A 26,854-nucleotide genomic window follows, 5' to 3' on the forward strand; every position below is an offset into this window, starting at 1 on the left:
CAGTTTGTGCCAGATGCGAGACAGTCTGTGACTGACAGGTCGCGCCAGCATTGCAAAGCGCCAGTGGCTGGAGGATGCTGAGGGCCGCTACCCTCGGGGAGAACAATAAGAAATGCACAGCAACCACTTGAGTCGCCATGCCCAACAAGTCCTGACGGTCACCCAGGGCAAGGCCCATTTGCAGGGCCCTGGCAGCGATCCGTCGATTGCCCGTTCCTGGCTGCGCTGCCTTGAGGACTATCACCTCGACCCGGCGCAGAACCTGGCGCCGACGGTGCTTGAGCATGGCCGGGTGCTGGAAAGCCGCGAGCGCCTGCAACAGGTGCTGCACATCGCCGGCACGGAAATGACCAGCCTGCATCAACAGCTCTCCGGCGCCGGCCACGCGGTGCTGCTGACTGACGCGCGCGGCGTGATCCTCAACTGTGTCACCGCCCCCAGTGAGCGCAAGATTTTCGAACGGGCCGGCCTCTGGCTCGGCGCCGACTGGAGCGAAGCCTGCGAAGGCACCAACGGCATCGGCACCTGCCTGGTGGAGCGCCAGGCCCTGACCATTCACCAGGAAGAACACTTTCGCGGCCGCCACACCGGCCTGACCTGCTCGGCCAGCCCGGTTTTCGACCCCCATGGCGAACTGCTTGCGGTGCTGGATGTGTCATCGGCCCGGCCGGACGTGTCGCGCCAGAGCCAGTTCCACACCATGGCCCTGGTCAACCTCTCGGCGAAGATGATCGAGAGCTGCTATTTCCTGCGCTGCTTCGACAATCAATGGCTGCTGCGTTTTCACTTGCAGGCCGAGTCTGTGGGGTTGTTCAGCGAGGGGCTGCTGGCGTTCGACGGCGAAGGACGGATCAGCGCGGTCAACCAGAGCGCGCTGAACCTGTTGGGGCATATTCGCGGTGGCTTGCTGGGGCAGCGGGTGGAAGACTTTTTCGATTGTTCACTGGATGAGCTGCTCGGACGGGCCAGCACCCAGGCCAGCGCCAGTTGGCCGTTGCGCACCCGTGACGGGCGGCATTTGTTTGCCGTGCTGCGGGGGCAGCCGCGCAGTGTGCCGGTCCCGGTCGTTCCTGCGTTCAAAGCCATCGAGCCCGCCCGGTTACCGGGCATCTGCCTGGGGGATGCGGTGTTGCAAGAGCATTTTCGCAAGGCGCTGCGGGTGTTCGAGCGCGATGTGCCGCTGCTGATCCACGGCGAAACCGGCTCCGGTAAAGAAGCTTTCGCCAAAGCCGTGCATCACGCCAGCCAGCGCGCCGGGAAAAACTTCGTGGCGCTTAACTGCGCAGCCATCCCGGAAAGCCTGATCGAGAGTGAGCTGTTCGGTTATCGCGGCGGCAGCTTCACCGGCGCGCGCAAGGAAGGCATGCGCGGCAAGCTGCAACAGGCCGACGGTGGCACGCTGTTTCTGGATGAGATCGGTGACATGCCCCTGGCCTTGCAGACCCGTTTGCTGCGGGTGCTGGAAGATCGCCAGGTGGTGCCCATCGGTGGCGAACCCGAAGCGGTGAACGTGCGCATCATCAGCGCCACCCACCGGCAGTTGCATGATCGGGTGCGCGACGGCAGTTTTCGCGAGGACCTGTACTACCGCCTCAACGGCCTGGAGATCCCTTTGCCGGCGTTGCGCGAGCGCAGCGACAAGTCCCAGTTGCTGGATTTTCTGTTGGCCGAGGAGGCGGGCGCCGAAGCGGTGGCGATCGACGAACCGGCGCGCCAGGCATTGCTGAGTTTTGATTGGCCGGGCAACGTGCGGCAACTGCGCAATGTGCTGCGCACCCTTGCTGCGTTGTGCGACGGCGGGCGGATTGGGCTGGAGGATCTGCCGGCGATGATTCGCCAGTGTCCGGTGGCGTTGGTTGAAACCGTGGCGGAACGCCCGCTGGAAGATGCCGAGCGGTTGGCGCTGCTCGATGCCCTGGAGCGCCAGCGCTGGCACATGACCCACACCGCCGAACAACTGGGAATCAGCCGCAATACGCTTTATCGGAAACTGCGCAAACACGCCATCGCCCGCTGAACCGCGTCGCGGCCATTCGCGAGCAAGCCCGCTCCCACATTCTGACCGCATTCTTCCTGAAAGAACTCGGTCAACTGTGGGAGCGAGCCTGCTCGCGATGGCGGCAGCACATTCAGCATCAATGCAAACTGACCCACCGCTATCGCGAGCAAGCTCGCTCCCACAGAGGATTTGCGGTGTTCTGATGGTTGCAGTTCGAAACACAAGGTGCGATTTCCCCCTTCCTACGCTAACCTGCGGCCATGTTTTACGAGGTCGACTATGCACATCCATATTCTCGGTATTTGCGGCACTTTCATGGGCTCGATGGCGGTATTGGCCAAGGAGCTGGGCCATCACGTGACCGGTTCCGACGCCAACGTCTACCCGCCGATGAGCACGCAGCTGGAGGCCCAGGGCATTGAGCTGACCCAAGGCTACGACCCAGCGCAACTGGACCCCGCGCCGGACCTGGTGGTCATCGGCAACGCCATGTCCCGTGGCAATCCGGCGGTTGAATACGTGCTCAACAAAGGCCTGCCTTACGTGTCCGGCCCGCAATGGCTGGCCGATCATGTGTTGCAGGGCCGTTGGGTCCTGGCCGTGGCTGGAACCCATGGCAAGACCACCACCAGCAGCATGCTCGCCTGGGTGCTGGAGCACGCGGGCATGAGCCCGGGCTTCCTGATCGGCGGCGTGCCGCAGAATTTCTCGGTGTCGGCGCGCCTGGGCGGCACGCCGTTCTTCGTGATCGAGGCCGATGAATACGACAGCGCGTTCTTCGACAAACGTTCGAAGTTTGTCCACTACCGCCCGCGCACCGCGATCCTCAACAACCTTGAGTTCGATCACGCCGACATCTTCCCCGATCTGCCGGCCATCGAGCGGCAGTTCCACCATTTGGTGCGCACCATTCCGAGTGAAGGCCTGGTCATCCATCCGACCACCGAGCCCGCGTTGCAGCGCGTCATCGAGATGGGCTGCTGGACCCCGGTGCAAACCACCGGCGCCGGCGGGCAGTGGCAAGTGAAGTTGCTCAAGGACGACGGTTCGCAGTTCGAAGTCATGTTCGAAGGCGTGGCCCAAGGTGTGGTCGATTGGGACATGACCGGCCAGCACAACGTCGCCAACGCCCTGGCGACCCTGGCGGCGGCCCGTCATGTCGGCGTGGTGCCGTCCATGGGCATCGCCGCGCTGAGTGCGTTCAAAAGCGTGAAGCGGCGGATGGAAAAGGTCGCTGAAGTGCGCGGCATCACCATCTATGACGACTTCGCTCACCACCCGACGGCCATCGCCACCACCCTCGACGGTTTGCGCAAGCGCATCGGCGATGCACCGCTGATTGCCATCATCGAGCCGCGTTCCAACTCCATGAAACTCGGCGCCCACCGCGACGGCCTGCCGGAAAGCGTGGTGGATGCCGACCAGGTGATCTGGTACGCGCCGGCCAACCTGGGTTGGGACCTCGGCGCCACCGCCGCGTTGTGTACGGTGCCGTCGATTGTCAGCGACTCCCTGGAAGGCATCATCGAGCGCGTGAAGAGCCAGGCCCAGCCCGGTACTCACGTGGTGATCATGAGCAACGGCGGTTTCGGCGGCCTGCACGGCAAATTGGCCGAGGCACTGAAATGAACACGCGCCCGGAGAGCAATGGCCCCGACCGCATCACCCTGGCCATGACCGGTGCTTCCGGCGCCCAGTACGGCTTGCGCCTGCTCGATTGCCTGGTGCGGGAAGACCGCGAGGTGCATTTCCTCATCTCCAAGGCGGCGCAATTGGTGATGGCCACCGAGACCGACGTCACCCTGCCAGCCAAGACCCAAATGATGCAGGCCTTCCTCACTGAATACACCGGTGCGGCGGCGGGGCAGATTCGTGTGTATGGCAAGGAAGACTGGATGTCGCCGGTGGCTTCGGGCTCCGGGGCGCCGGCGGCGATGGTGGTGGTGCCGTGTTCCACCGGTACGCTCTCGGCGATTGCCACCGGTGCCTGCAACAACCTGATCGAGCGCGCCGCCGACGTGACGCTCAAGGAGCGTCGTCAGTTGATCCTGGTGCCGCGTGAGGCGCCGTATTCGAGTATTCATCTGGAGCACATGCTCAAGCTGTCGAACATGGGCGTGACGATTCTGCCGGCCTCTCCGGGTTTTTATCACCAGCCACAGACCATCGATGACCTGATCGATTTTGTGGTCGCGCGGATTCTCAATCTGCTGAACATCCCCCAGGACATGCTGCCGCGCTGGGGCGAGTACCATTTGAGCAGTGATGAATAAGCTGTTGGTGGTGCTGCTGGCGCTGCAACTGACCGGCTGCGCCACCGCCCGCACCCTGGACGCCGCGAAACCCGGCGCGCCGGTGGTGTATGCCGGGACGCGCCTGGACTTGTATGCGCTTAACGGTGGCTGTTGCGCCAAGGACCGCTTTGGCGCCGAAGCGCCGCGTTACCCAGGCGTGGATCTGCCGGCCAGTGCGTTGCTCGATACCTTGTTATTGCCGTTGTCGTTGCTGACGGTGATTGGCGTGGGGTTTCAGGCTACGGGTGGGTTGTAACCAGCGCTACAATCCAACATGGATGTAAGCTGGTCCACCGCTATCGCGAGCAGGCTCGCTCCCACATTGGTACGCATTCCTTCTGAAGAACTCGGTCAACTGTGGGAGCGAGCCTGCTCGCGATGGCGTCCGCCCAGGCGCCGCAATTATTTGCCCAACTTACGCAACTCATCCGACTCCACCACCCGCACCCCTTCCTGTTCTTCCAGGGCCAGGCGCCACATGGCGCGGGCCAGTTGGCAGGCTTCGATGCCGTGGTACTTGCCGGGAATCAGCCTCGACAAGGGGCCGGCCAATTGTTCGGCCAACCGGGGTTCGGTGCGTTCGCCCAGTAGCAGGGAAGGGCGGCAGAGGGTCAGTTGTGGCCAGTCCTGGGCCTTGAGGGCGGCTTCCATTTCGCCTTTGACCCGGTTGTAGAAAATCGAAGAACTCGGGTCAGCCCCCAGCGCGCTGATCACTATCAGGTGCCTTGCGCCCAGCTCCCGGGCACGCTTGGCGAAGGCCACCACCAGGTCCAGGTCCACCGCGCGAAACGCCTGTTCTGAGCCGGCCTTCTTGATGGTCGTGCCAAGGCAGCAAAATGCGATGTCCACCTGGCCACTGAGGCGGGGCAGCAGTTCGGCTGTTTCACCGACCGGGTTTTCCAGGTGTGGATGCTCGGCCAGCGGCCGGCGTGAAGGCGCCAATACACGTGTGATGGTCGGCTCGTTGAGCAGCCGGTCCAGTAGATGTTCCCCGGTCAACCCGGAAGCTCCGGCAAGCAAAACATGCTGAGGCGTCAAGTACATAGTGTTTCCCCCTTGATACGATTCAGCTTAGTTGCTCTTTTGGGCCTCGTCGTTCAATGCCGTACTTTGTAATGCTTTTCGCGCCTGTTGCTTGCGCAATAGCTGCCAATGGGAAAGGACGGTCCTGGGTGCCCAGATCTGCGGCTCGGAGGCTTCGAAATTGTCCGCCTGTTCCCGCTCGGCCACGGTGGCCTTGGCACGCTTGAAGGCTTGCTCAAGATCGTCGGTCTGGTTCAGTGCCTGGGCGAACAGCGCGTCGCCGAAGTAGGTGAAGTTGGCCTCCTCGGAGCAGCCGAACGACACTCGATCGGCGCGGGAAGCGGTCATGATCAAGGTGCGTTCATCCTTGAGCGCCGGGATGAAGCCGCCGGAGTAACAGGCTGAAATCACCACGATCTTGTCGCGATCCTTCAGCGGCGCCAGCACCACGGCCAGTTCATCGGCGGGCAGGTCGGCCAGTTCCATGCGCGGTTGGTCGAGCACCAGTTCGTGTTCGCTGGTGCCGTGGCTGGTCAGGTAGATGAAGATCAGGTCTTCCGGGCCGCTGCGTTCGGCCAGGGCGCTGGCGGCGCGGCGCAGGCTTTCGCGAGTGGCCATGGGCCGGTCACCGAGGTGATCGCGGTGGTTGACCAGGCGGATCTGGCCGAACGCGCCAAAACGGCTGGTGAGCATGTTGGCGACGTAGTCGGACTCGCGCAGGAACACACTCTGCTTGCCGTCGCCGCCCACCGTCAGGCTGTACAGCTCCACCGCGGGCGTCGAGGCCGGGATATTGGCCAGGGCATTTTCCAACAGGCGCCCCTGGGCCAAAAGGCCGAGCTCGAGCACATCCGGCAGTAGCCGCCCGCCAGCGTCGCGTACTCGCAGGCCGTTGGCCCAGGTGCCGCTTTGCACGGTGCCATCGGTCAGCGCCAGGGTGCCGCGCCCGTGGTAGGTGTCGTTCTCGAACTGGCCGATATAAAAGCTGCCGTCGGGCAGGTTCAGCCGGCCCTCGCCGCTAAAGCGCCAGTCATTGAATTGACCGAGGTAGTGGCTGCCGTCGGCACCGATCAGTTGGCCCTTGCCAGTGAGCGCGCCTTCCTTGAACTGGCCGATCCAGACATCGCCGTCGGCATTTTCATAACGACCGCGACCGCTGAGCTGGTTGTTCTTGAACCCGCCGATGTAGACATCGCCCTCGGCGCTGTTGAAGGTGCCTTTGCCCTGGAGCTGGCCGTCGACGAAATTGCCGGTGAACTGGTTGCCACTGGCATCGAAGCGCTGGCCTTCACCGTTGGGTTTGCCGTTGACGAACGGCCCCTGGTATTGGCTGCCGTCCTCAAGCTCCAGGCGCCCGAAACCGGAATAGCGGTCGGCCTTGAATTCGCCGCGGTAGACCATGCCGTGTTCCTTGAGCGTGCCTTCACCGTCGCGCCGGCCTTGCTTGAAGCCGCCGGTGTAGCTGCTGGTGGGCGTGGTCAGGCTACCCTGGCCGTTGAACAGGCCCTGCTGGAACTGGCCGCGATAGACCTCGCCATTGCTGCCGTGCCATTCCCCGGTGCCGTGCCACTGGCCTTTGTCGAACTGCCCGGCGTACCAACTGCCGTTGGGGTAGTCGACACGCCCCTGGCCTTGCAGCAAACCGTCCACCAGGTCGCCGCGATAGCGTCCGCCGTCGGGCAGGCGCGCGTCGGGAGGCAACAGCGATTCGCCGTCGCCGCAAGCGGTGAGCAGCAGGGTCAGGGCCAAAGGGAGAAATGAGCGCATAACGGGATCCAGATAATCAGGTCACGAGTATGCCGTAGCAATGCGCGTCAGGAGAAGCGATGCGAAACTGCCGCAGCGGCTTCGCATCCGCGAGGGGCTACACGAAGCAGAGCGACAGCGGCTCAGCGATGTAGGCCGGTTTGTCCGAACCTTCGATTTCCAGGGTAGCGGTGGCCTTGAGCAGCCATTGGCCGGGTTTCTTCTCGGTCACGTCCACCAGGTCGACCTTGAGGCGGACCTTGGAGTCGACTTTCACGGGCTGAATGAAACGCACGCTGTCCAGTCCGTAGTTGACGACCATCTTCACGCCTTCGGGCAGGATCAGGATGTCTTCCATGAGCTTGGGCATCAGCGACAGCGATAGGAAGCCGTGGGCGATGGTGCTGCCGAACGGTGTCTGCGCGGCCTTGACCGGATCGACGTGGATGAACTGAAAGTCGCCAGTGGCTTCGGCGAACAGGTTAATGCGATCCTGATCGATGGTAAGCCATTCGGAACGTCCAAGTTCCTTGCCGACATAATCTTTGAGCGCTGCAACGGGAACGTAGGGCATTGAGACTCTCCTTGGGTTCATCGGTTTTGTCTTTTTTGGAACGGGGATCGGCGTCCCCGGAGAACCACTGTAGATCAACATGACGGGCAGGGCAGGTCATCGACCATGCTTTTTACGAATGCCGACCCATAGCGCGGGCGTGCTTATAATGCGCGCGCATTGTTTGCGTACGTGTTGCTGGGGAGGATGAAGGATGTTGCTACGGGGCCTGACCTGGCTGGTGCTGTTCCAATTGCTGGGCACCGCCATCAATCATTTGTTCCTGCCGGTGCTGCCGGGGCCGATCATTGGCCTGCTGTTGCTGCTGGGCTATCTGGTCATCCGTGGTGAAGTCGGCGAGCCATTGAACCTGGCGGCCGGCAGCCTGCTGCGCTACTTGCCGTTGCTGCTGGTGCCGCCAGCGGTGGGGGTGATGGTGTACGCCCGGGCCATCGCTGCCGATTTCTGGGCCATTGTCGGTGCGTTGGTGCTGTCGTTGATCCTGTCCATGGCGTTTACCGGTGTGCTGATGCAACGCCTGGCCCGGCGTCACGCCCCCGAGTCGGAGGATGGGCAATGATGCTTGATTGGCAGGGCGCCTGGAGTTCGGTGATCCATCATCCGCTGTTCGGTATCGGCATCACCCTGGGCGCCTATCAACTGGTGCTGGCGGCGTTCGAAAAGACCCGTTGGGTGTTTCTGCAGCCGGTGCTGATGTCGATGTTGCTGCTGATCGGTGTGCTGGTCGGCTGCGGCATCAGCTACGCCGAGTACCGTGAGAGCACGGAAATTCTCAGCATTCTGCTGGGGCCGGCCACCGTCGCGCTGGCGGTGCCCTTGTACCTGAACCTGCGACGGATCCGGCAATTGTTCTGGCCGATTTTTACTACGCTGGTGATAGGCGGGGTGTTCGCCACGGGCTCTGCGGTGGTGTTGGGCTGGGCTTTTGGCGCCGAACACATGATCCTGATGACCATGGCGCCCAAGTCGGTGACTTCACCGATCGCCATGCTGGTGGCCGAGCAGATCGGCGGCGTAGCGGCCATGGCGGCGGTGTTTGTGTTGATCACCGGCGTGCTCGGGGCGATTCTGGGCCCGAGCATTCTGACCAGGCTTGGGGTCCATAGCCCTGAAGCCCGTGGCATGGCCCTGGGCCTGACCGCTCACGCGGTCGGCACGTCCGTGGCGTTGCAGGAAAGCGAAGAGTCCGGCGCCTTTGCGGCGCTGGCGATGAGTCTGATGGGCGTGGCCACGGCGGTGTTGCTGCCGTTGGTGGTGTCGATGACGGTTTAAGGAACTGCTTATGAGCTTGCCGCTTTTCCCGTTGAACACGGTACTGTTCCCCGGTTGCATCCTCGATTTGCAGATTTTCGAGGCGCGTTACCTCGATATGATCGGTCGCTGCATGAAAATGGGCGAGGGGTTCGGCGTGGTGTGCATCCTCGATGGCGAGGAAGTCGGTATCGCCCCCGACGGCTTTGCGCGGGTGGGCTGTGAAGCGCGAATCACCGATTTCTCCCAGCAGGACAACGGGCTGCTGGGCATTCGCGTGCAGGGTGGACGACGTTTTATCGTGCACAGCAGCAGTGTCCAGGCCGATCAACTGACCGTCGCTGAAGTCGAGTGGCTGGAGGATGAGCCTGAACAACCGCTGCAGGATGAGGATGCCGACCTGGTGGCGCTGCTCAAGGCCCTGGCCGAACACCCGATGGTCGAGGCCCTGAACATGGGCACCGAAGCCACCGGCCAGCAGTCGCTCGCCAATCAACTGGCCTACCTGCTGCCCTTCAATGAACTGGACAAGCTCGACCTGCTGCAACTCGATGATCCTCAGCAGCGGCTGGATGCAATCCAGGCGTTGCTTGATGAGTTGCAGGGCGAACTGTTCGCCTGAGGCGCTAATCACTGACCAGGCTGATCTCTTGTGGGAGCGAGCTTGCTCGCGATAACGGTGGCTCAGTTTGCATCAATGCTGAATGTACCGACGTCATCGCGAGCAGGCTCGCTCCCACAGTTGATCTTCAGTGACCACAAGGGGGCGTTTCACGGCCGATTCCCTGTGGGAGCGAGCCTGCTCGCGATAGCTGGCTGCCGGCCTCAATAGGCATACCGCAGCATCCCATTGGGCAGGTGGCGCAGTGCGAAGAAGCTGAATGCCGCCACCATCGCCGGCAGAATCAACCACCAGATTTTCGGCGGCATGGCCGGCAGCGGGGTCTGGCGCTGGCTCAGCCAGAGCATCGCTGCGCAGACACAGGCAGCGAGCATGGCGCCGGCGACGATGTCGCTCGGCCAATGGGCGCCCAGGTACACCCGCGACAGGGCAATGGCCAACGCCGGCAAACAGCCCAGCAACAGCCAGGTCAGGCGCAGGCGTGGCGGTTGCCCGCGACCGGCCAGGATGGCCAGCGCCAGGAACAGGGCAAAGGCGCCGGAGGCATGACCGCTGGGCATGCTGTAGCTGGTCAGCGGCTCGCTCAGGACTTCCGGGCGTACACGGGCGAAAAAGTGCTTGGTGCCGGTATTGGCCAATGCGGTGAACAGCATCGTGGCCCCGGCAAAGATTGCCTGGCGCCATTGGCGCGCCAGCAATAGCAACCCGGTCAGCAGGGCGCTGAAAATCAGCATGTAGTGGAATTCGCCGATCAGCGTGAAGGTCACGGCGATTTCGTCCATTGTCGGGCTGCGATGTTCCTGGACCAGAGCCACCAGCCCCTGATCGAAAGCTGTGAGGTAGCGAAAGCCGATGAACAGCCCGATCAGGATCACCAGGCCCAGACCTGCGATCAGCGCTGAGGCATGTCGATGGCGCCGCAGACTGCTGTTGACGCTCAATGCGATCATCACCGCGATGCTGCCAATCACGACACCGGCCTGTGGCCAGAAACCCTCGGGCAACGGCAGGCGGATCGCTGCGCCAGTGGCCCAGCCGGGCAGCAGATACGCCACGCTCCAGCCGGCGGCGGCCAGCAGACTGACGGCGGCGAAGCGCGGGAAGGGCATGTCGAACATCCCGGCCACCATCGGCAACATGGGTCGCAGCGGGCCAATGAAGCGCCCTACCAGCAGGCTGGCGATGCCGTAGCGCTGGAAATAGCTTTCCGCCGCGCTCATCCATTCGGGGTGATGCCGCAGCCCCGGCAGGCGCCGGATGTTCTGGTGAAAATGCCTGCCCAGGAAATACGACACCAAGTCCCCCAGCAAACCGCCCAGCAGGCCCAGCAGCAAAGTCTCGCCCAGGGACAACGCGCCGCTGCCGGCCAGGACCGCGACCGCAAACAACAGCACCGTACCCGGCACGAGCAACCCAGCGATGGCCAGGCACTCTACACAGGCAACGATAAACACCGCCGCCGCCAGCCATTGCGGGTTGGCGGTCAGCCAGCCAGTGATGCTATCGAGCCATGGGCCCATAAAAACAACTCCATTTCCATTGAGCATTAAGCGGCATGCATTTTTTACTGTGGGAGCGAGCCTGCTCGCGATAGCGGTGTATCAGCCAACCTCTGATTCGACTGACCTGGCGCCATCGCGAGCAGGCTCGCTCCCACAGGGTTGGGCAGTGTGGCGTTCAGGAAAGCAAAAAATAATCCCGCCCTTCGACCTGTCCGCGACGCAGCGGGTTCCGCGTGCACCAGGGTGCGTAGGCCGCGTCGACGAAGCGGTAGAGCAGGTGTTCATCCCGTCCCAGTGGGATGCCCAGGCGGGTGGTCTGGATCACATTGACTGTCGGCACGCCCACGTCTTCCACCAGCAAGCGTTCCGGGTCGAAGCGTTTGGCATCCCACTGCGGCACTTTCAGCCCCAGGGCCTTGCACAACAACGTCTGGCCGGCGCAAAGCTTTTGCGAGGGGCGCGGGCGGCCTTGGGCGTCGGGGTTGTTGAGTAGCATCTGCGCCAAGCTCGCCGGGCCGGAAACAGTGTCGACCCACGGGTATGCCGATTTGATCAGCACCGCATTGCCGGGGCCATGGGCGCTGAAATTCAGCGAATCGCCACCCCGGGCGTAATACATATAGATGTGGCCGCCATCCAGAAACAAAGCCTTACGTTTTTCCGTGTAGCCCAGCGAGGCGTGGCTGCCCTTTTCAGCGAAGTAATAGGCTTCGGTTTCGATGATCCGCGCGCTGAGCCACAGGTCACCGACCTTGTGGCGAATGACTTTGCCCAGCAGGTCCCGGGCGAGCACCTGGGCATCGCGATCAAAAAAACCGTCGGGCAGGGCGTTTGGCAGTGGGGGCGAATCGGTCATGGCGTGAGACGAAGGGAGGCCAAAGGAAGCGCGATGATAGCAATGGAAAGCTTAATCGGCGCTGAACAGCGACTATTTGCACAGGTTTTGCTCTTCCGCCGGTCACCACTGTGAGTCCACGCTGTTAGTCGAGGGATACGACAGCTATAATCTGCCGCTTTCCCCTTTGCCAAGACCACACAGACCATGACTGAGTCCGTTCTTGACTACATGACCCGCCTGGGTCGCGCCGCTCGCCAGGCGTCGCGCATCATCGGCCGTGCCAGCACCGCGCAGAAAAACCGCGCCCTGCTGGCCGCCGCCAATGCGCTGGACGCCGCTCGCGCCGAGTTGTCCGCCGCCAATGAGCTGGACCTGGCCGCCGGCCGGGCCAACGGCCTCGAGCCGGCCATGCTCGAACGCCTGGCGCTGACCCCCGCGCGCATCGACGGCATGATCGTCGGTCTGCGCCAGGTCGCGGCGCTGCCGGACCCGGTCGGGGCCATCCGGGACATGAGTTATCGGCCGTCGGGTATCCAGGTCGGCAAGATGCGCGTGCCCCTGGGCGTGGTCGGCATCATCTACGAGTCGCGGCCGAACGTGACCATCGATGCTGCGAGCCTGTGCCTGAAGTCGGGTAACGCGACCATCCTGCGCGGTGGTTCCGAGGCCATTCATTCCAACCGCGCGATTGCCGCCTGCATCCAGCGCGGTCTGGCCGAAGCCGATCTGCCGGCGGCCGTGGTGCAAGTGGTGGAAACCACCGACCGCGCCGCGGTCGGCGCACTGATCACCATGCCCGAGTTCGTCGACGTCATCGTGCCCCGTGGCGGCAAGGGCCTGATCGAACGGGTCAGCCGCGACGCCCGCGTGCCGGTGATCAAGCACCTGGACGGCATCTGCCACGTTTACGTCAGTGCCCACGCCGAGTTGCCCAAAGCCCAGCGCATTGCCTTCAACGCCAAGACTTACCGCTATGGTATCTGCGGCGCGATGGAAACCCTGCTGGTGGACCAGGCCGTTGCCCAGGACTTCCTGCCGGCGATGGCCGCCCAGTTCCGCGAAAAAGGCGTCGAGCTGCGCGGTTGCCAACGCACCCGGGCAATCATTGAGGCGGCCGAGGCCACCGAAGAAGACTGGAACACCGAGTACCTGGCGCCGATCCTGTCGATCCGCGTGGTCGACGGGCTGGACCAGGCCATCGAGCACATCAATCGCCATGGTTCCCACCACACCGACTCCATCGTCAGCGAACACCAGGGTGAAACCCGGCGTTTCGTGGCCGAAGTGGACTCGGCGTCGGTGATGATCAACACCCCGACCTGTTTCGCCGACGGCTTCGAATACGGATTGGGTGCCGAGATCGGCATTTCTACTGATAAGCTGCACGCCCGTGGCCCGGTGGGCCTCGAAGGCTTGACCTGCGAGAAGTACATCGTGGTCGGTGACGGCCAGTTGCGCGGACAGGAGCCGGTCTGACTTGGGCGACCTTGACCCGTCAGCCGCAGTGACGACGACAACTGCGCCCCAGCGCATCGGTATCCTGGGCGGCACGTTCGACCCAGTGCACATCGGCCACTTGCGCGGTGCGCTGGAAGTCGCCGATGCCCTGGCCCTCGATGAGCTACGCCTGACGCCCAGCGCCAGGCCGCCTCACCGGGATACGCCGCAGGTATCGGCCCAGGACCGTCTGGCGATGGTCGAGTGCGCGGTGGCCGGCGTGGCGCCGTTGGTGGTGGACGCCCGCGAATTGCTGCGGGACAAACCGTCCTACACCATTGATACCCTGGAGCTGATGCGCGCCGAACTGGCCGCCGATGCCCAGGTTTTTCTGCTTTTGGGCTGGGACGCATTTTGCGGCCTGCCCACTTGGCATCGCTGGGAAGAGTTGCTCCAGCATTGCCACATCCTGGTGTTGCAACGCCCGGATGCCGACAGCGAGCCGCCGGATGCCTTGCGCAACCTGCTGGCGGCGCGTTCGGTGAGCGACCCGCTGGCCCTGAAAGGGCCGAGCGGACAGATTGCATTCGTCTGGCAGACGCCGCTCGCGGTATCCGCCACCCAGATCCGTCAACTGCTGGCCAGCGGTAAGTCGGTACGTTTCCTGGTGCCCGACGCGGTCCTGGCCTACATCGATGCGCACGGGCTGTACCGTGCGTCGAACTGAAAAAAGGGCGCGCTTCAAGGCACGTGAATGCGTGTAGCGAAGCGCCCGAACATACGAGCAAAACGAGTTTTATATGACTGACAAAGACGTAAACAAAGTAAAGCGCAAGGGCACATTCAAGAGCGCCCCGCTTCCCGTAGAAGCCCATACTGGCGTGGTACTGGCAGGCGAAGAGCTGGTCAAGGTTGCCGTGGCGGCCCTGGAAGACGTCAAGGCCCAGGACATCCAGGTGATCGACGTTCGCGAGAAGCAGAGCATCACGGACTACATGATCATCGCCACCGGTACCTCCAACCGCCAGATCGGCGCGATGCTGGATAAGGTTCGCGAAGCGGTCAAGGCCCAGGGCGTCAAGCCGCTGGGTGAAGAAGGCAAGGGCGACAGCGACTGGGTATTGCTGGATATGGACGACGTCATCGTGCACATGATGACCGCCTCGGCGCGCCAGTTCTATGACCTGGAGCGCCTGTGGGCCGGTGCCGAGCAAAGCCGTTCGGCCAGCGCCGCGCACCACAGCCCGGAAAATACCCATGAGCATTTCACCAAGCTCAACAAAGACCAGCAATAAGGGATCGCTGTGCGACTGCGCCTGATCGCCGTCGGTTCCCGCATGCCCAAGTGGGTGGAAGAAGGCTGGCATGAATATGCCAAGCGTCTTCCTTCCGAGCTGGCCCTGGAACTGGTGGAAATTCCGCTCAACACCCGCGGCAAGAACGCCGATGTGGCGCGCTTTATCCGTCAGGAAGGCGAAGCCATGTTGGCCAAGGTCGGGCCGAACGAGCGGATCGTCACGCTCGAAGTGCATGGCAAGCCCTGGAGCACCGAGCAACTGGCGGTCGAGCTCGATCGCTGGCGGCTGGACGCGCGCACGGTCAACTTCATGGTGGGTGGCCCGGAAGGGTTGGCACCGGAAGTCTGTGCCCGGGCCGATCAACGCTGGTCGTTGTCGCCTTTGACGTTGCCGCACCCGCTGGTGCGGATTCTGATCGGCGAACAGTTGTATCGTGCCTGGACAGTCCTGTCCGGGCACCCTTACCACAAGTAATCCTGCCCTCATGCCTCAGCCGATCCGCATCAAGGACCACGAAAAAGACGCCCGCCTGGTGCGTGGTCGCGTCGTGTTCGGTGCAATTGCGGTCGTGGCGCTGATTGGTGTGCTGATCGCGCGCCTGTATTTCCTCCAGGTGATTCAGTACGAGTACCACTCGACCCTGTCGGAAAACAATCGCGTGCATGTGCAGCCGATTCCGCCGACTCGCGGGTTGATTTTCGACCGCAACGGCGTGGTGGTGGCCGATAACCGGCCCAGCTTCAGCCTGAGCATGACCCGTGAGCGGTCCGGGGATTGGCAGAAGGTGCTCGACGTGATCGTCGAAGTGCTGCAACTGACCCCCGAGGACCGGGCGATTTTCGAGAAGCGCATGCGCCAGGGCCGGCGCCCGTTCGAGCCGGTGCCGATCCTGTTCGAGCTGACCGAAGAGCAGATCGCCCTGATCGCCGTGAACCAGTTCCGCCTGCCGGGCGTTGAGGTGGTGGCGCAGTTAGTGCGTCACTACCCCCAGGGTGCGCACTTCGCCCATTCGGTGGGCTACATGGGGCGGATCAACGAAAAAGAGCTCAAGAACCTCGACCCGGTCAATTACAGCGGTACCCACCACATCGGCAAGACCGGCATCGAGCGCTTCTACGAGGCCGAACTGCACGGCCAGGTGGGCTACGAGGAAGTCGAGACCAATGCCCGTGGCCGCGTGTTGCGGGTGCTCAAGCGCACCGACCCGATCCCCGGCAAGGACATCGTCCTGAGCCTGGACATCAAATTGCAGGAAGCCGCCGAAGCGGCGTTGGGCGGCCGGCGCGGCGCTGTCGTGGCGCTGGACCCGAACACCGGCGAGGTCCTGGCGATGGTCAGCCAGCCGAGTTTCGACCCGAACCTGTTCGTCACTGGCATCAGTTTCAAGGCCTATGCCGAGTTGCGCGATTCCATTGATCGGCCACTGTTCAACCGCGTGTTGCGCGGCCTCTATCCGCCAGGCTCGACCATCAAGCCGGCAGTAGCGATTGCCGGGCTGGACGCGGGTGTGATCACCGCTTCCAGCCGGGTCTACGACCCCGGTTATTACCAACTGCCGAACTACGACCACAAGTACCGCAACTGGAATCGCTCCGGCGACGGGTACGTGGATCTGGAAACGGCGATCATGCGGTCCAACGACACCTACTTCTATGACCTGGCCCACAAGCTGGGGATCGACCGGCTGGCGTCCTACATGGGCAAGTTCGGTCTCGGTCAGAAAGTGTCCCTGGACATGTTCGAAGAGTCGCCGGGCCTGATGCCATCCCGCGAGTGGAAGCGGGCGACCCGCCGCCAGCCGTGGTTCCCGGGTGAGACGCTGATCCTGGGGATCGGCCAGGGCTACATGCAGGCGACGCCGCTGCAACTGGCCCAGGCCACAGCCCTGGTGGCGAGCAAAGGCAAGTGGTATCGCCCGCATCTGGCCAAGACCATCGAAGGCCAGAAGCCCGTGGACCCCAACCCGGTGCCGGACATCATCCTGCGTAATCCGTCGGACTGGCAGAAGGTCAATATCGGCATGCAGCAGGTGATGCACGGCGCCCGGGGCACCGCGCGCAAGGCTGCCATCGGCGCGCAATACCGGATTGCCGGCAAGAGTGGTACGGCCCAGGTGGTCGCGATCAAGCAGGGCGAAAAGTACGACCGTTCCAAGGTTCAGGAGCGCCACCGCGACCACGCCTTGTTCGTTGGTTTCGCACCGGCCGAAAACCCGAAGATCGTCGTGTCGGTGATGGTCGAGAACGGCGAGTCCGGCTCCGGCGTTGCCGCGCCGGTGGTGCGCCAGATCATGGACGCCTGGCTGCTGGATGAACACGGCCAGCTCAAGCCCGAATACGCAAGCCCCATCACTGCGGAGGCTACGGCCCGTGAAGAATAATTTCGACCGGATCCTCTCCAGCGAAGATGTGATGCGTCGTCGCGCCACTCTGTTGCAGCGCATGCACATCGACGGTCCGTTGTTGATCCTGTTGCTGACACTGGCCGCCGGCAGCCTGTTCGTGCTGTATTCGGCCAGCGGCAAGAATTGGGACCTGCTGGCCAAGCAGGCCACTTCATTCGGCATCGGCCTGGTGTCGATGATCTTTATCGCCCAACTGGAGCCTCGGTTCATGGCGCGCTGGGTGCCACTGGCCTATGTGGGCGGCGTGGTCTTGTTGGTGATCGTGGACATCATGGGCCACAACGCCATGGGGGCGACACGCTGGATCAACATCCCCGGGGTGATCCGCTTCCAGCCTTCCGAGTTCCTGAAAATCATCATGCCGGCGACCATCGCCTGGTATTTGTCCAAGCGCACCTTGCCGCCACAGCTCAAGCATGTGGGCATCAGCCTGCTGCTGATTGGGGTCCCGTTTATCCTGATCGTGCGCCAGCCCGATCTCGGCACCTCGTTGCTGATCCTGGCCGGCGGCGCCTTCGTGCTGTTCATGGGCGGGTTGCGCTGGCGCTGGATCCTCAGCGTGATCGCTGCCGCCGTGCCGGTGTCCGTGGCCATGTGGTACTTCGTGATGCACGACTACCAGAAGCAGCGGGTCCTGACGTTCCTCGACCCGGAGAGCGATCCGCTGGGCACCGGCTGGAACATCATCCAGTCCAAGGCCGCCATCGGCTCCGGCGGTGTGTTCGGCAAAGGGTGGTTGCTGGGTACCCAGTCGCACCTGGACTTTCTGCCGGAAAGCCACACCGACTTCATCATCGCCGTGTTGGGCGAAGAGTTCGGTCTGGTGGGTATTTGCGTGCTGCTGCTGATCTACCTGTTGTTGATCGGCCGTGGCCTGGTGATTACCGCCCAGGCCCAGACATTGTTCGGCAAATTGCTCGCGGGCAGCCTGACCATGACGTTTTTTGTTTATGTTTTCGTCAATATCGGTATGGTCAGTGGCCTGTTGCCGGTCGTGGGGGTGCCGTTGCCATTCATTAGCTACGGAGGAACTTCGCTGGTGACGCTACTGTCAGCGTTTGGGGTTTTGATGTCGATCCATACCCATCGCAAGTGGATCGCGCAGGTTTGAATAAGGTGAAGAGTTCAATGCAAGCAATGCGTGGCTGGTCGACGCGATTTGCGCCGTGGGTCGGCCTGTTCGGCCTCCTGGGCGGTGCGTCGCACGCCCTGGCCGGCGAATATGAAGGCTCGCCGCAAGTGGCCGAATTCGTCGGTGAAATGACCCGCGACTACGGTTTTGCCGGTGAACAGCTGATGGGGGTGTTCCGCGAGGCCCAGCGCAAGCAGTCGATTCTCGACGCGATCTCCCGGCCCGCCGAGCGGGTCAAGCAGTGGAGCGAGTATCGGCCGATGTTCATCTCCGAGGCGCGCATCGCCCGGGGCGTGGACTTCTGGCGCCAGCACGAGGCCGTGCTGGCTCGCGCCGAGCAGGAGTATGGCGTGCCGGCTCAGGTCATCGTGTCTATTATTGGTGTCGAGACGTTTTTTGGTCGTAATACCGGGAATTTCCGGGTGGTCGATGCGCTGTCGACCCTGGGCTTCGATTATCCGCCGCGCGCCGAGTTCTTCCGCAAGGAGCTGCGCGAGTTCCTGCTGCTGGCTCGTGAGGAACAGGTCGATCCGTTGACCCTCAAGGGCTCCTATGCCGGAGCCATGGGCTTGCCGCAGTTCATGCCCAGCAGTTTCCGCGCCTATGCGGTGGACTTCGACGGCGATGGCCACATCAATATCTGGACCAACCCGACCGATGCTATCGGCAGTGTTGCCAGCTACTTCAAGCGCCACGGCTGGGAGCCTGGCGAGCCGGTGGTCAGCCGTGCAGACGTGCGTGGCGACCAGGTAGACGAAGGCCTGACCACAGGCATCGAGCCGACGAAGACCGTCGGGGAGTTGCGGGCGCTGGGGTGGTCGAGTCATGATGCGCTGCGTGACGACATGCCAGTCACCGCGATTCGCCTGGAAGGCGAACAAGGCCCTGAGTACTGGATGGGCCTGAAGAATTTCTACGCGATTACGCGTTATAACCGCAGTGTGATGTACGCCATGGCCGTGCATCAGCTGTCTGAAGAGCTGGTCAAAGCACGGGGCGTCAAATAATGCAGGCATTGCCTACCTATCAACCCCTGAAAGCCGGACCCCTGAAGCTGGTAGCGCTGGCTGCACTGTCGTTGCTGGTCGTCAGTTGCTCCACCAGTCGCCCGCCGGCCCAGAAAACCTCTACTGCTGTGCGCGCTACGCCAGGCCTGGACATCAACCGGGCCCACAAGGACGGCGCGCCGTGGTGGGACGTGGATGTTTCGCGCATTCCCGACGCCACGCCAACCCTGCACACCGGCCCGTACAAGGCCAATCCGTACACGGTGCTGGGCAAGACGTATTTCCCGATGGCCGAATCCAAGCGTTACGTCGCTTCGGGCACGGCGTCCTGGTATGGCACCAAGTTCCACGGCCAGAACACCGCCAATGGCGAGGTTTATGACCTGTATGGCATGAGCGCGGCCCACAAGACCTTGCCGCTGCCCAGTTATGTGCGGGTGACCAACCTGGACAACAACAAGGCCGTGATCCTGCGGGTCAATGACCGCGGGCCGTTCTATTCCGACCGCATCATCGACCTGTCGTATGCGGCGGCGAAAAAACTCGGTTACGCTGAAACCGGCACCGCGCGGGTCAAGGTCGAAGGCATCGATCCGCAGGAATGGTGGGCCCAACGAGGCCGTCCGGCGCCTTTGATGCTCAACGAGCCAAAAGTGGCGCAAAATGCCGCGCCGACCGTGACGGCTTCCACCGGTACGGTCGAGCAATGGTCCCCGCCGCCGCAGCAACATGCCGCCGCCGTGGTGCCCGTGCCGCTCGACGCAAAAAAAAACGCTTCTGCAACAGCGTCTGGCCAGTATCTGCAAGTCGGCGCGTTCGCCAACCCGGACGCTGCCGAACTGTTGAGATCCAAGCTCAGCTCGATGGTCAGCGCGCCGGTGTTCATCAGCTCCATCGTGCGCAACCAGCAGACGCTGCATCGGGTGCGCCTGGGGCCGATCGGTTCTCCGGATGAAGTCCAGCAGGTGCAGAACAGTGTACGCCTGGCCAATCTCGGTTCGCCGAGCGTGGTCAGCGCGGAATGATTTGATTGAAGGTCCGCTAGCGGTTGGAGCGGGCCAGGTTGTTGGCTCTACGAATAACAAAAGCCCGGCAAGGGATGTGAGTGAGCAACTTAAATACGCGGCGACCCGTTAGAAGGTGGCCTGTTTAGTATTGCCCTTCGGGCAGTTTCCATTAGCGATTTCGAGAGACGGATGAACATCACCACCTTTGCCAAACGCCTTTGCCTGCTAGTCCCGCTGCTGCTCTCACCTGCCGCGTTCGCGGTCGAGATGATGCCCGCGCCCCCTCAACTGGCCGCCAAATCCTTTGTGCTCATGGATGCCAGCAGCGGCGAGGTCCTGGTGGAGAACAATGGTGACCAGCGCCTGCCACCGGCCAGCCTGACCAAACTGATGACCGCCTACATCGCCACCTTGGAAATCCGTCGTGGCCAGATCGGTGAAAACGATCCGGTGACCGTCAGCGAAAATGCCTGGCGCACCGGCGGTTCGCGGATGTTCATCAAGGTCGGTTCGCAAGTGACCGTCAGCGACCTGCTGCACGGCATCATCATCCAGTCCGGCAACGACGCCAGCGTCGCCCTGGCCGAGCACATCGCCGGCAGCGAAGATGCGTTCGCCGACATGATGAACAAGACTGCCAGCGACCTGGGTCTGACCAACAGCCACTTCATGAACCCGACCGGCTTGCCGAACCCGGAGCACTACTCTTCGGCTCACGACATGGCGATTCTGGCGCGAGCGATCATTCACGAAGACCCGGCGCACTACGCCATCTACTCCCAGAAGGAATTCTTCTGGAACAACATCAAGCAGCCTAACCGCAACCTGCTGTTGTGGCGCGACAAGACCGTCGATGGCCTGAAGACCGGCCACACCGAAGAAGCCGGCTATTGCATGGTGTCTTCGGCCGTTCGTGACGGCATGCGCCTGATCGCCGTCGTTTTCGGCACCAACAGCGAAGTGTCCCGTGCCGCTGAAACCCAGAAGCTTCTGACCTACGGTTTCCGCTTCTTCGAAACCCAGACCTTCTACCAGAAGGGCACTGAACTGGCCCAGGCCCAGGTGTGGAAAGGCACCACCAATCAGGTGAAGGCCGGCCTGGCCCAGGACCTGACCATGACCCTGCCAAAAGGCCAGCTCAAAAAGCTGGTCGCGACCATGACCATGAATCCGCAAATGATCGCGCCAATCGCCAAGGGCGACGTGATCGGCAAGGTGGAAGTCAAGCTGGACGACAAAGTGGTGCACAGCGCTGACCTGATCGCTCTGGACGCGGTCGAGGAAGGTGGTATCTTCCGCCGCATCTGGGATAGCATCCGTCTATTCTTCTACGGCTTGTTCAACTGATTGAAGTGTTGACCTGCATGGCCCCGTTCCTTTCCGGTGCGGGGCCATGTGCGTTACCACGGCTTACGAGGCCGTTACGCCATGACAGACTCAGAAGTAAAGGCGCCAAAGATCGAGTTCCCTTGCGAGGATTATCCGATCAAGGTAATTGGCGACACCGGTGTGGGATTCAAGGACAAGATCATCGCGATTCTTGAAAAACACGCCACCGTTGATCACAAGACCCTGGCCGAACGCCAGAGTACCAACGGCAAGTACACGACGATTCAGTTGCACATCATTGCCACCGGTCAGGAACAGCTGTACGACATCAACAGCGAGTTGCGAGCGACCGGGTTCGTGCACATGGTGTTGTGATGCCGGGCACGCTGGGCTTTCGCGAGCTGGGCCAGATGGCTTACGAGCCGGTCTGGCATGCCATGCAACGCTTCACCAACGACCGCGGCACCACCGCCGGTGACGAAGTCTGGCTGGTGCAACACCCGCCGGTGTTCACCCAGGGCCAGGCCGGCAAAGCCGAACACCTGTTGCTGCCGGGGAATATCCCGGTGGTGAAGACCGACCGCGGTGGCCAGGTGACCTACCATGGCCCCGGTCAATTGGTGGCCTATCTGTTGCTGGACGTACGCAAGCTGGGGTTCGGCGTACGCGAGCTGGTCACCCGCATGGAGACCTGCCTGATCGAACTGCTGGCCAGCTACGGCGTGACAGCAGCGGCCAAGCCGGATGCTCCGGGTGTCTACGTCGACGGGGCGAAAATTGCCTCTCTGGGTTTGCGCATCCGCCATGGTTGTTCGTTTCATGGCCTGGCGTTGAACGTGGACATGGACATGGAGCCGTTTCGACGGATTAATCCCTGTGGCTATGCGGGGCTGGCGATGACCCAGCTGTGCGATCACACAGGATCGATTGAATTTGCCGAGGTAAGTGCCCGGCTGCGCGCGCAGCTCGTCAAACACCTCGACTACGCTGAGCAGACGACCCTCACGGGCGGAATCGACTGATATGACTACTGATGCTGTGCAAACCATGATCCCGACGCTGGATGTTACCGAGCGTCCGGCCCCGCGTGCCAAGGTCGAGGCCGGCGTAAAGCTGCGCGGCGCCGAGAAAGTTGCACGCATCCCGGTCAAAATCATCCCAACCACCGAACTGCCGAAGAAACCCGACTGGATCCGCGTGCGCATCCCGGTTTCGCCGGAAGTCGACCGCATCAAGGCGCTGCTGCGCAAACACAAACTGCACAGCGTCTGTGAAGAAGCGTCCTGCCCGAACCTGGGGGAATGCTTCTCCGGCGGCACCGCTACGTTCATGATCATGGGCGACATCTGCACCCGTCGCTGCCCGTTCTGTGACGTCGGCCATGGTCGGCCGAAGCCATTGGACGTGAACGAACCCGAAAGCCTGGCCATCGCCATTGCCGACCTCAAACTCAAATACGTGGTCATCACCTCGGTGGACCGCGACGACCTGCGTGACGGCGGTGCCCAGCACTTTGCCGACTGCATCCGCGAAATCCGCAAGCTGTCACCGAACGTGCAGCTTGAGACGTTGGTGCCGGACTATCGCGGTCGCATGGACATCGCACTGCAAATCACCGCCGCCGAGCCGCCGGATGTCTTCAACCACAACCTGGAAACCGTACCGCGCCTGTACAAAGCTGCGCGTCCGGGTTCGGACTACCAGTGGTCGCTGACCTTGCTGCAACGCTTCAAGCAGATGATGCCGCACATTCCGACCAAATCCGGCTTGATGCTGGGCCTGGGGGAAACTGACGAAGAAGTCATCGAAGTGATGAAGCGCATGCGTGAGCATGACATCGACATGCTGACCTTGGGTCAGTATCTGCAGCCTTCGCGTAGTCACCTGCCGGTGCAGCGTTTTGTGCACCCGGATACCTTTGCCTGGTTTGCTGAGGAAGGGTACAAGATGGGCTTCAAGAACGTTGCTTCCGGGCCGTTGGTGCGGTCTTCGTATCATGCGGATGAGCAGGCGAAGTTGGTTAAGGCTGAGTTGCTCGGGTCTTGATTTTCTAGCGTTGTTTTTTGGGGCGGTGTGTATATCCGTTGCTGCGGTAACGGCTACTTGTGGTTCCGCCCTTACGGCGGGTCACTTTTGAAGAGCCCGGAAGCCGGCCCAGTCAAAAGTAACCAAAACGCTCTTGCCCCACCACTCGGTGCCTCGCCTAGGCTCGGCATGCCTTCACTCCGGCATTGGTTCGTGGGCCCGCCGCGAAGGGCCATCCATGGCCCAGCGCGGCTAACCCGGCATCCATGCCGGGTTACCCACGAACCAATGCCTGCGTTCAGCCAGCGTGGTTAACGGGGCGCCCCAGATCAACGTCCACCGCGAGGCGGCCTGACAGCCGGCCTGGTTTGGGGGTATCGCGTTTCCCCTGTGGGAGCGGGTTTGCTCGCGAAAGCGGTGGGTCAGTCTGCGGTGATGTTGGATGTGCGGACCTCATCGCGAGCAAGCTCGCTCCCACAGGGGGCTAGGTGCACATGAATTCTGTATTCGCTGAAGATCCAATGTGGGAGCGAGCTTGCTCGCGATAGCGGTGGCTCAGCCACATAGATGCTGGACATGCCCAGCTCTTGCTTTGCTTTGGATCTTGATCTTGATCTTGACGCCCCGTTAAACCACGCTGGCCGAACGCAGGTATTGCGCAGTGGGCATCCCGGCATGGATGCCGGGATAGCCGCGCTGGGCCATGGATGGCCCTTCGCGGCGGGCCCACGGAGCAATGCCTTCGTTCGGGCACACCGAGCCTAAGCGAGGTGCCGAGTGGTGGGGCAGAAGCGCTTTGGTTACTTTCGCGCTTTTCGAAAGTGACCCGCTGTAAGAGCGGAACCATAAGTAGCCGTTACCGCAGCAACGGATATACACACGATCAAAAAGACCGGGAAACCCATGGAACCCACCCTAAACCCACATCACCCCGTCCCAGCACTCCCGACCGAAGGCCTGATCGCCGTGATCGCCCCCGCCGGTCCAGCAAACCTGGAAACGGACAAAGCCATCCAATGGATGCGCGCCCGGGGCCATGAGCTGCGTATATTCCCAGGTGTGTACGAAAAGGACGGCTACCTGGCCGGCAGCGACGAAGTACGCCTCAACGACCTGCATGCCGCCTTCGCCGACCCAGAAGTAAAAGCGATCATTTGCCTGCGTGGCGGCTACGGCACCCCGCGTTTGCTGGATCGCATCGATTTCGACCTGTTGCGGCGCAACGCCAAGCCCTTCGTCGGCTACAGCGACATCACCGCCTTGCACCTGGCCATCAGCCGCTATGCAGGGTTTGTCACCTTTCATGGCCCGTTGCTCAACGCCGATCTTCTCGGCGACAAGGAACCCTCCACCGTCACTTCTTTTTTCAGCCTGTTGCGTGGGCAGTTGAAGGCCGGCAGTGTGCTGAGCCATCCCGCAGCTTATCCATTGACTACCGTCGCACCCGGCATCGCCTGCGGGCGTTTGCTGGGGGGCAATCTGTCGATGATTGCCGCGACCATGGGCACGCCCTACGAAATCGACGCCGAAGGCGTGATCCTGTTGGTGGAAGACATCAACGAGCCGCTTTACCGCATCGACCGTCTGCTGACCCAGTTACGGCTGGCTGGCACGCTGGCAAAGCTGCGGGGTGTGTTGCTGGGGGATGTCGCCGGGGTGGACCTTGAGGCGTTGAACAAACTGTTCCAGCAGACCTTCGAGCCGTTTGGTATCCCGGTGTTGTCAGGCTGGCGCAGTGGGCATTGCGACCCGAACCTGACGTTGCCCATGGGCGCGTTGGTGACGCTGGATGCGGGGGAGAAGAGGTTGGTGCTGGAGCAGGATGTGGTGGTCAGGGGTTAGATTTTTGTTGCCTGATGGTCAGTCATCGCGAGCAAGCTCGCTCCCACATTGGCCCCGCGTTTCTCTGAAAGAACGCGGTCAACTGTGGGAGCGAGCTTGCTCGCGATGGCGGTAGCCGCCATAAGGCAAATCAGCGGTTACGCAACCCTTCCAGCAGCTTGTGCGTCGGATACCCATCCGCGGGCCAGCCGAACGACTGCTGGGCGCTGCGTATGGCTTTGCGGGTGTTGGCGCCGATGATGCCGTCGGGCGTGCCTGCGTCGAAGTTGTGTTTGCCCAGCAAGGTTTGCAGTTCGAAGCGCTCGCTACGGCTCAAGGGCAGATCGTCCTTTGGCCATTGCCCGCTGATCAGCCCCGCGCCGGCGAAGCGCTCTGACAGCAAACTCACCGCCAAGGCGTACGACGAGGAATTGTTGTACTTGAGGATGGCGCGGAAGTTGTCGAGCACCAGGAAAGCCGGCCCGCGATAGCCGGCCGGCAGTAGCAGGGCTGCCGACAAGTGTTCGGCGCCGGCCGGGACCTGGCTGCCGTTGGGCAGGCTGACGCCCAGTTGCAGCCATTCGGAGACGGGTTTGCGGATCGCGCCGTCGGCCAGCGGGTAGTCGAACCCTTCTTTGAGCTTTACCTCGAAGCCCCACGGCTGTCCGCGCTGCCAGCCAGAGCTTTGCAGGTAGTGCGCGGTCGAGGCCAGGGCGTCGGTGGCGCTGCCCCAGATATCGCGGCGGCCGTCACCATCGAAATCCACCGCGTGGGTGTTGTACGTGGTGGGAATGAACTGGGTCTGGCCCATGGCTCCGGCCCAGGAACCGAGCATTTTTTCCGGAGCGATGTCGCCGTCTTGCAGGATCTGCAGTGCGGCGATCAGCTGCGCATGGGCAAACCCCGGGCGTCTCCCTTCATAGGCCAGGGTCGCCAGGGAGTTGATCACCGACTTGGTGCCCTGGAACTGACCGAAGTTGCTTTCCATGCCCCACACCGCCACCAGGGCCTGGCGGTCGACGCCATAGCGCTGCTCGATGCTTTGCAGGATGTCGGCATGCTGTTGGACCAGTGTCTGGCCCCGGCGTACTCGCAGCGGCGACAAGGCTCCATCGAGGTATTCCCACACCGGACGGCTGAACTCCGGCTGGCTGCGGTCGGCTTTGATGACGCTCATGTCCGGGCTGACGCCGATAAAGGCGCGATCAAACAGGTCGGCACGGATTCCCGCGGCCAGGGCTTGCTTGCGAAACCCGGCTTGCCATTCGGCGAAAGTTTGCGTGGGGGCGATGACCAGGTTATCACCGGTCGGGACCACGGGCGGCACGATGGCTGGAGCAGGCACGGCAGGGACGGTCTTGAGCGGTTGGGCGTCGGCGGCGGTAGGTTTTTCTGCGCAGGCGACAAGCAGAACGACGCTTGTGGCTGCAATCAATTGGCGCAGGGGCCAACGACGGGAAAGACAAAAGGGCATGCACGGGTCCAGATAAACAAATCAGATGCTGACCTTATCATGCGCAAAGGAGAATAGGGCTGGTCCGGGTG

At 62.3% G+C, this 26,854-nt stretch carries 26 protein-coding genes; 20 read left to right on the plus strand and 6 right to left on the minus strand.

What is annotated here, in order from left to right:
* Window positions 1-112 precede the first annotated feature (112 nt).
* The 4 genes from PSEUDOMOFG3G_RS01655 (at window position 113) to PSEUDOMOFG3G_RS01670 (ending at window position 4,549) form a co-directional block, all read left to right on the plus strand.
* Window positions 113-2,017, plus strand: coding sequence for a sigma-54-dependent Fis family transcriptional regulator (locus PSEUDOMOFG3G_RS01655; RefSeq protein WP_139049081.1), 1,905 nt, complete (start codon window positions 113-115; stop codon window positions 2,015-2,017).
* A gap of 261 nt (window positions 2,018-2,278) precedes the next feature.
* The gene (gene mpl / locus PSEUDOMOFG3G_RS01660; protein WP_076383495.1) at window positions 2,279-3,628 is read left to right on the plus strand and encodes a UDP-N-acetylmuramate:L-alanyl-gamma-D-glutamyl-meso-diaminopimelate ligase; all 1,350 of its coding nucleotides are present in this window, start codon (window positions 2,279-2,281) and stop codon (window positions 3,626-3,628) included.
* On the plus strand, window positions 3,625-4,272 hold the full coding sequence (gene ubiX, locus PSEUDOMOFG3G_RS01665; RefSeq protein ID WP_139049082.1) for a flavin prenyltransferase UbiX: 648 nt from the start codon (window positions 3,625-3,627) through the stop codon (window positions 4,270-4,272). The genes mpl and ubiX overlap by 4 nt, the downstream gene beginning before the upstream one ends.
* Entirely contained in the window at window positions 4,265-4,549 is a 285-nt protein-coding gene (locus PSEUDOMOFG3G_RS01670) for a YceK/YidQ family lipoprotein (RefSeq protein WP_047229479.1), read from the plus strand. The genes ubiX and PSEUDOMOFG3G_RS01670 overlap by 8 nt, the downstream gene beginning before the upstream one ends.
* 146 nt (window positions 4,550-4,695) lie before the next feature.
* Here the strand turns inward: PSEUDOMOFG3G_RS01670 and PSEUDOMOFG3G_RS01675 are convergent, their stop codons facing one another.
* The 3 genes from PSEUDOMOFG3G_RS01675 to PSEUDOMOFG3G_RS01685 all read right to left on the minus strand — a co-directional run bounded on the left by PSEUDOMOFG3G_RS01675 (window position 4,696) and on the right by PSEUDOMOFG3G_RS01685 (window position 7,636).
* Window positions 4,696-5,337, minus strand: coding sequence for an oxidoreductase (locus PSEUDOMOFG3G_RS01675; RefSeq protein WP_047229480.1), 642 nt, complete (start codon window positions 5,335-5,337; stop codon window positions 4,696-4,698).
* Window positions 5,338-5,364: 27 nt separating this feature from the next.
* Entirely contained in the window at window positions 5,365-7,083 is a 1,719-nt protein-coding gene (locus PSEUDOMOFG3G_RS01680) for a C13 family peptidase (protein WP_047229481.1), read from the minus strand.
* A gap of 97 nt (window positions 7,084-7,180) precedes the next feature.
* Window positions 7,181-7,636 carry a MaoC family dehydratase gene (locus PSEUDOMOFG3G_RS01685; protein ID WP_047229482.1) on the minus strand — a complete coding sequence of 152 codons (456 nt, stop codon included), beginning with the start codon at window positions 7,634-7,636 and terminating at the stop codon, window positions 7,181-7,183.
* A gap of 193 nt (window positions 7,637-7,829) precedes the next feature.
* Between PSEUDOMOFG3G_RS01685 and PSEUDOMOFG3G_RS01690 the strand changes: the two genes are divergently transcribed.
* From PSEUDOMOFG3G_RS01690 to PSEUDOMOFG3G_RS01700, 3 genes are read left to right on the plus strand one after another with little or no spacing between them, the layout of a single operon-like run.
* Window positions 7,830-8,195 (plus strand): CidA/LrgA family protein, encoded by a 366-nt coding sequence (locus tag PSEUDOMOFG3G_RS01690; RefSeq protein WP_047229483.1) that lies wholly within the window; start codon window positions 7,830-7,832, stop codon window positions 8,193-8,195.
* Window positions 8,192-8,908 (plus strand): LrgB family protein, encoded by a 717-nt coding sequence (locus tag PSEUDOMOFG3G_RS01695; protein WP_047229484.1) that lies wholly within the window; start codon window positions 8,192-8,194, stop codon window positions 8,906-8,908. The genes PSEUDOMOFG3G_RS01690 and PSEUDOMOFG3G_RS01695 overlap by 4 nt, the downstream gene beginning before the upstream one ends.
* Window positions 8,909-8,918: 10 nt before the next feature.
* Window positions 8,919-9,509: an LON peptidase substrate-binding domain-containing protein gene (locus PSEUDOMOFG3G_RS01700; protein ID WP_047229485.1), complete on the plus strand. Its 591-nt coding sequence runs from the start codon at window positions 8,919-8,921 to the stop codon at window positions 9,507-9,509.
* Between the two features lie 203 nt (window positions 9,510-9,712).
* Here PSEUDOMOFG3G_RS01700 and PSEUDOMOFG3G_RS01705 read toward each other — a convergent pair whose 3' ends face one another.
* Window positions 9,713-11,029 carry a bifunctional DedA family/phosphatase PAP2 family protein gene (locus PSEUDOMOFG3G_RS01705; protein ID WP_107321814.1) on the minus strand — a complete coding sequence of 439 codons (1,317 nt, stop codon included), beginning with the start codon at window positions 11,027-11,029 and terminating at the stop codon, window positions 9,713-9,715.
* Between the two features lie 157 nt (window positions 11,030-11,186).
* Window positions 11,187-11,867, minus strand: coding sequence for a DNA-3-methyladenine glycosylase (locus PSEUDOMOFG3G_RS01710; protein ID WP_047229487.1), 681 nt, complete (start codon window positions 11,865-11,867; stop codon window positions 11,187-11,189).
* A 186-nt stretch (window positions 11,868-12,053) separates the two neighbouring features.
* Between PSEUDOMOFG3G_RS01710 and PSEUDOMOFG3G_RS01715 the strand changes: the two genes are divergently transcribed.
* From PSEUDOMOFG3G_RS01715 to PSEUDOMOFG3G_RS01775, 13 genes are all read left to right on the plus strand, one after another.
* Window positions 12,054-13,325 carry a glutamate-5-semialdehyde dehydrogenase gene (locus tag PSEUDOMOFG3G_RS01715; RefSeq protein WP_047229488.1) on the plus strand — a complete coding sequence of 424 codons (1,272 nt, stop codon included), beginning with the start codon at window positions 12,054-12,056 and terminating at the stop codon, window positions 13,323-13,325.
* Between the two features lies 1 nt (window position 13,326).
* Window positions 13,327-14,013 carry a nicotinate-nucleotide adenylyltransferase gene (nadD, locus tag PSEUDOMOFG3G_RS01720; RefSeq protein ID WP_047229489.1) on the plus strand — a complete coding sequence of 229 codons (687 nt, stop codon included), beginning with the start codon at window positions 13,327-13,329 and terminating at the stop codon, window positions 14,011-14,013.
* A 73-nt stretch (window positions 14,014-14,086) separates the two neighbouring features.
* Complete coding sequence (rsfS, locus tag PSEUDOMOFG3G_RS01725) at window positions 14,087-14,581, plus strand: ribosome silencing factor (protein ID WP_014340379.1); 495 nt, start codon at window positions 14,087-14,089, stop codon at window positions 14,579-14,581.
* Window positions 14,582-14,590: 9 nt separating this feature from the next.
* Window positions 14,591-15,058 (plus strand): 23S rRNA (pseudouridine(1915)-N(3))-methyltransferase RlmH, encoded by a 468-nt coding sequence (rlmH, locus tag PSEUDOMOFG3G_RS01730; protein ID WP_047229490.1) that lies wholly within the window; start codon window positions 14,591-14,593, stop codon window positions 15,056-15,058.
* A 10-nt stretch (window positions 15,059-15,068) separates the two neighbouring features.
* The gene (gene mrdA, locus PSEUDOMOFG3G_RS01735; RefSeq protein WP_047229491.1) at window positions 15,069-16,964 is read left to right on the plus strand and encodes a penicillin-binding protein 2; all 1,896 of its coding nucleotides are present in this window, start codon (window positions 15,069-15,071) and stop codon (window positions 16,962-16,964) included.
* A 31-nt stretch (window positions 16,965-16,995) separates the two neighbouring features.
* Window positions 16,996-18,099 carry a rod shape-determining protein RodA gene (gene rodA, locus PSEUDOMOFG3G_RS01740; protein ID WP_047229517.1) on the plus strand — a complete coding sequence of 368 codons (1,104 nt, stop codon included), beginning with the start codon at window positions 16,996-16,998 and terminating at the stop codon, window positions 18,097-18,099.
* Window positions 18,100-18,116: 17 nt separating this feature from the next.
* Window positions 18,117-19,127, plus strand: a complete 1,011-nt coding sequence (gene mltB / locus PSEUDOMOFG3G_RS01745; protein ID WP_047229492.1) for a lytic murein transglycosylase B — start codon at window positions 18,117-18,119, stop codon at window positions 19,125-19,127.
* The gene (locus tag PSEUDOMOFG3G_RS01750) at window positions 19,127-20,152 is read left to right on the plus strand and encodes a septal ring lytic transglycosylase RlpA family protein (RefSeq protein ID WP_107321816.1); all 1,026 of its coding nucleotides are present in this window, start codon (window positions 19,127-19,129) and stop codon (window positions 20,150-20,152) included. The genes mltB and PSEUDOMOFG3G_RS01750 overlap by 1 nt, the downstream gene beginning before the upstream one ends.
* Before the next feature lie 171 nt (window positions 20,153-20,323).
* The gene (locus tag PSEUDOMOFG3G_RS01755) at window positions 20,324-21,481 is read left to right on the plus strand and encodes a D-alanyl-D-alanine carboxypeptidase family protein (protein ID WP_107321817.1); all 1,158 of its coding nucleotides are present in this window, start codon (window positions 20,324-20,326) and stop codon (window positions 21,479-21,481) included.
* Window positions 21,482-21,562: 81 nt separating this feature from the next.
* The gene (locus tag PSEUDOMOFG3G_RS01760) at window positions 21,563-21,838 is read left to right on the plus strand and encodes a DUF493 domain-containing protein (RefSeq protein ID WP_047229495.1); all 276 of its coding nucleotides are present in this window, start codon (window positions 21,563-21,565) and stop codon (window positions 21,836-21,838) included.
* Window positions 21,838-22,485 carry a lipoyl(octanoyl) transferase LipB gene (gene lipB / locus PSEUDOMOFG3G_RS01765; protein WP_107321818.1) on the plus strand — a complete coding sequence of 216 codons (648 nt, stop codon included), beginning with the start codon at window positions 21,838-21,840 and terminating at the stop codon, window positions 22,483-22,485. Before PSEUDOMOFG3G_RS01760 ends, lipB begins: the two co-directional genes overlap by 1 nt.
* 1 nt (window position 22,486) lies before the next feature.
* On the plus strand, window positions 22,487-23,509 hold the full coding sequence (lipA, locus tag PSEUDOMOFG3G_RS01770; protein WP_047229497.1) for a lipoyl synthase: 1,023 nt from the start codon (window positions 22,487-22,489) through the stop codon (window positions 23,507-23,509).
* An 882-nt stretch (window positions 23,510-24,391) separates the two neighbouring features.
* Window positions 24,392-25,330, plus strand: coding sequence for an LD-carboxypeptidase (locus PSEUDOMOFG3G_RS01775; RefSeq protein WP_139049083.1), 939 nt, complete (start codon window positions 24,392-24,394; stop codon window positions 25,328-25,330).
* 130 nt (window positions 25,331-25,460) lie between these two features.
* On the opposite strand, the gene PSEUDOMOFG3G_RS01780 is transcribed toward PSEUDOMOFG3G_RS01775, so the two are convergent.
* Window positions 25,461-26,783 (minus strand): lytic murein transglycosylase, encoded by a 1,323-nt coding sequence (locus tag PSEUDOMOFG3G_RS01780; protein ID WP_139049084.1) that lies wholly within the window; start codon window positions 26,781-26,783, stop codon window positions 25,461-25,463.
* Window positions 26,784-26,854: the final 71 nt, after the last annotated feature.

Origin of the sequence: Pseudomonas sp. FG-3G, assembly GCF_901007645.1 — a bacterium.
Classification (GTDB): domain Bacteria; phylum Pseudomonadota; class Gammaproteobacteria; order Pseudomonadales; family Pseudomonadaceae; genus Aquipseudomonas; species Aquipseudomonas rhizophila.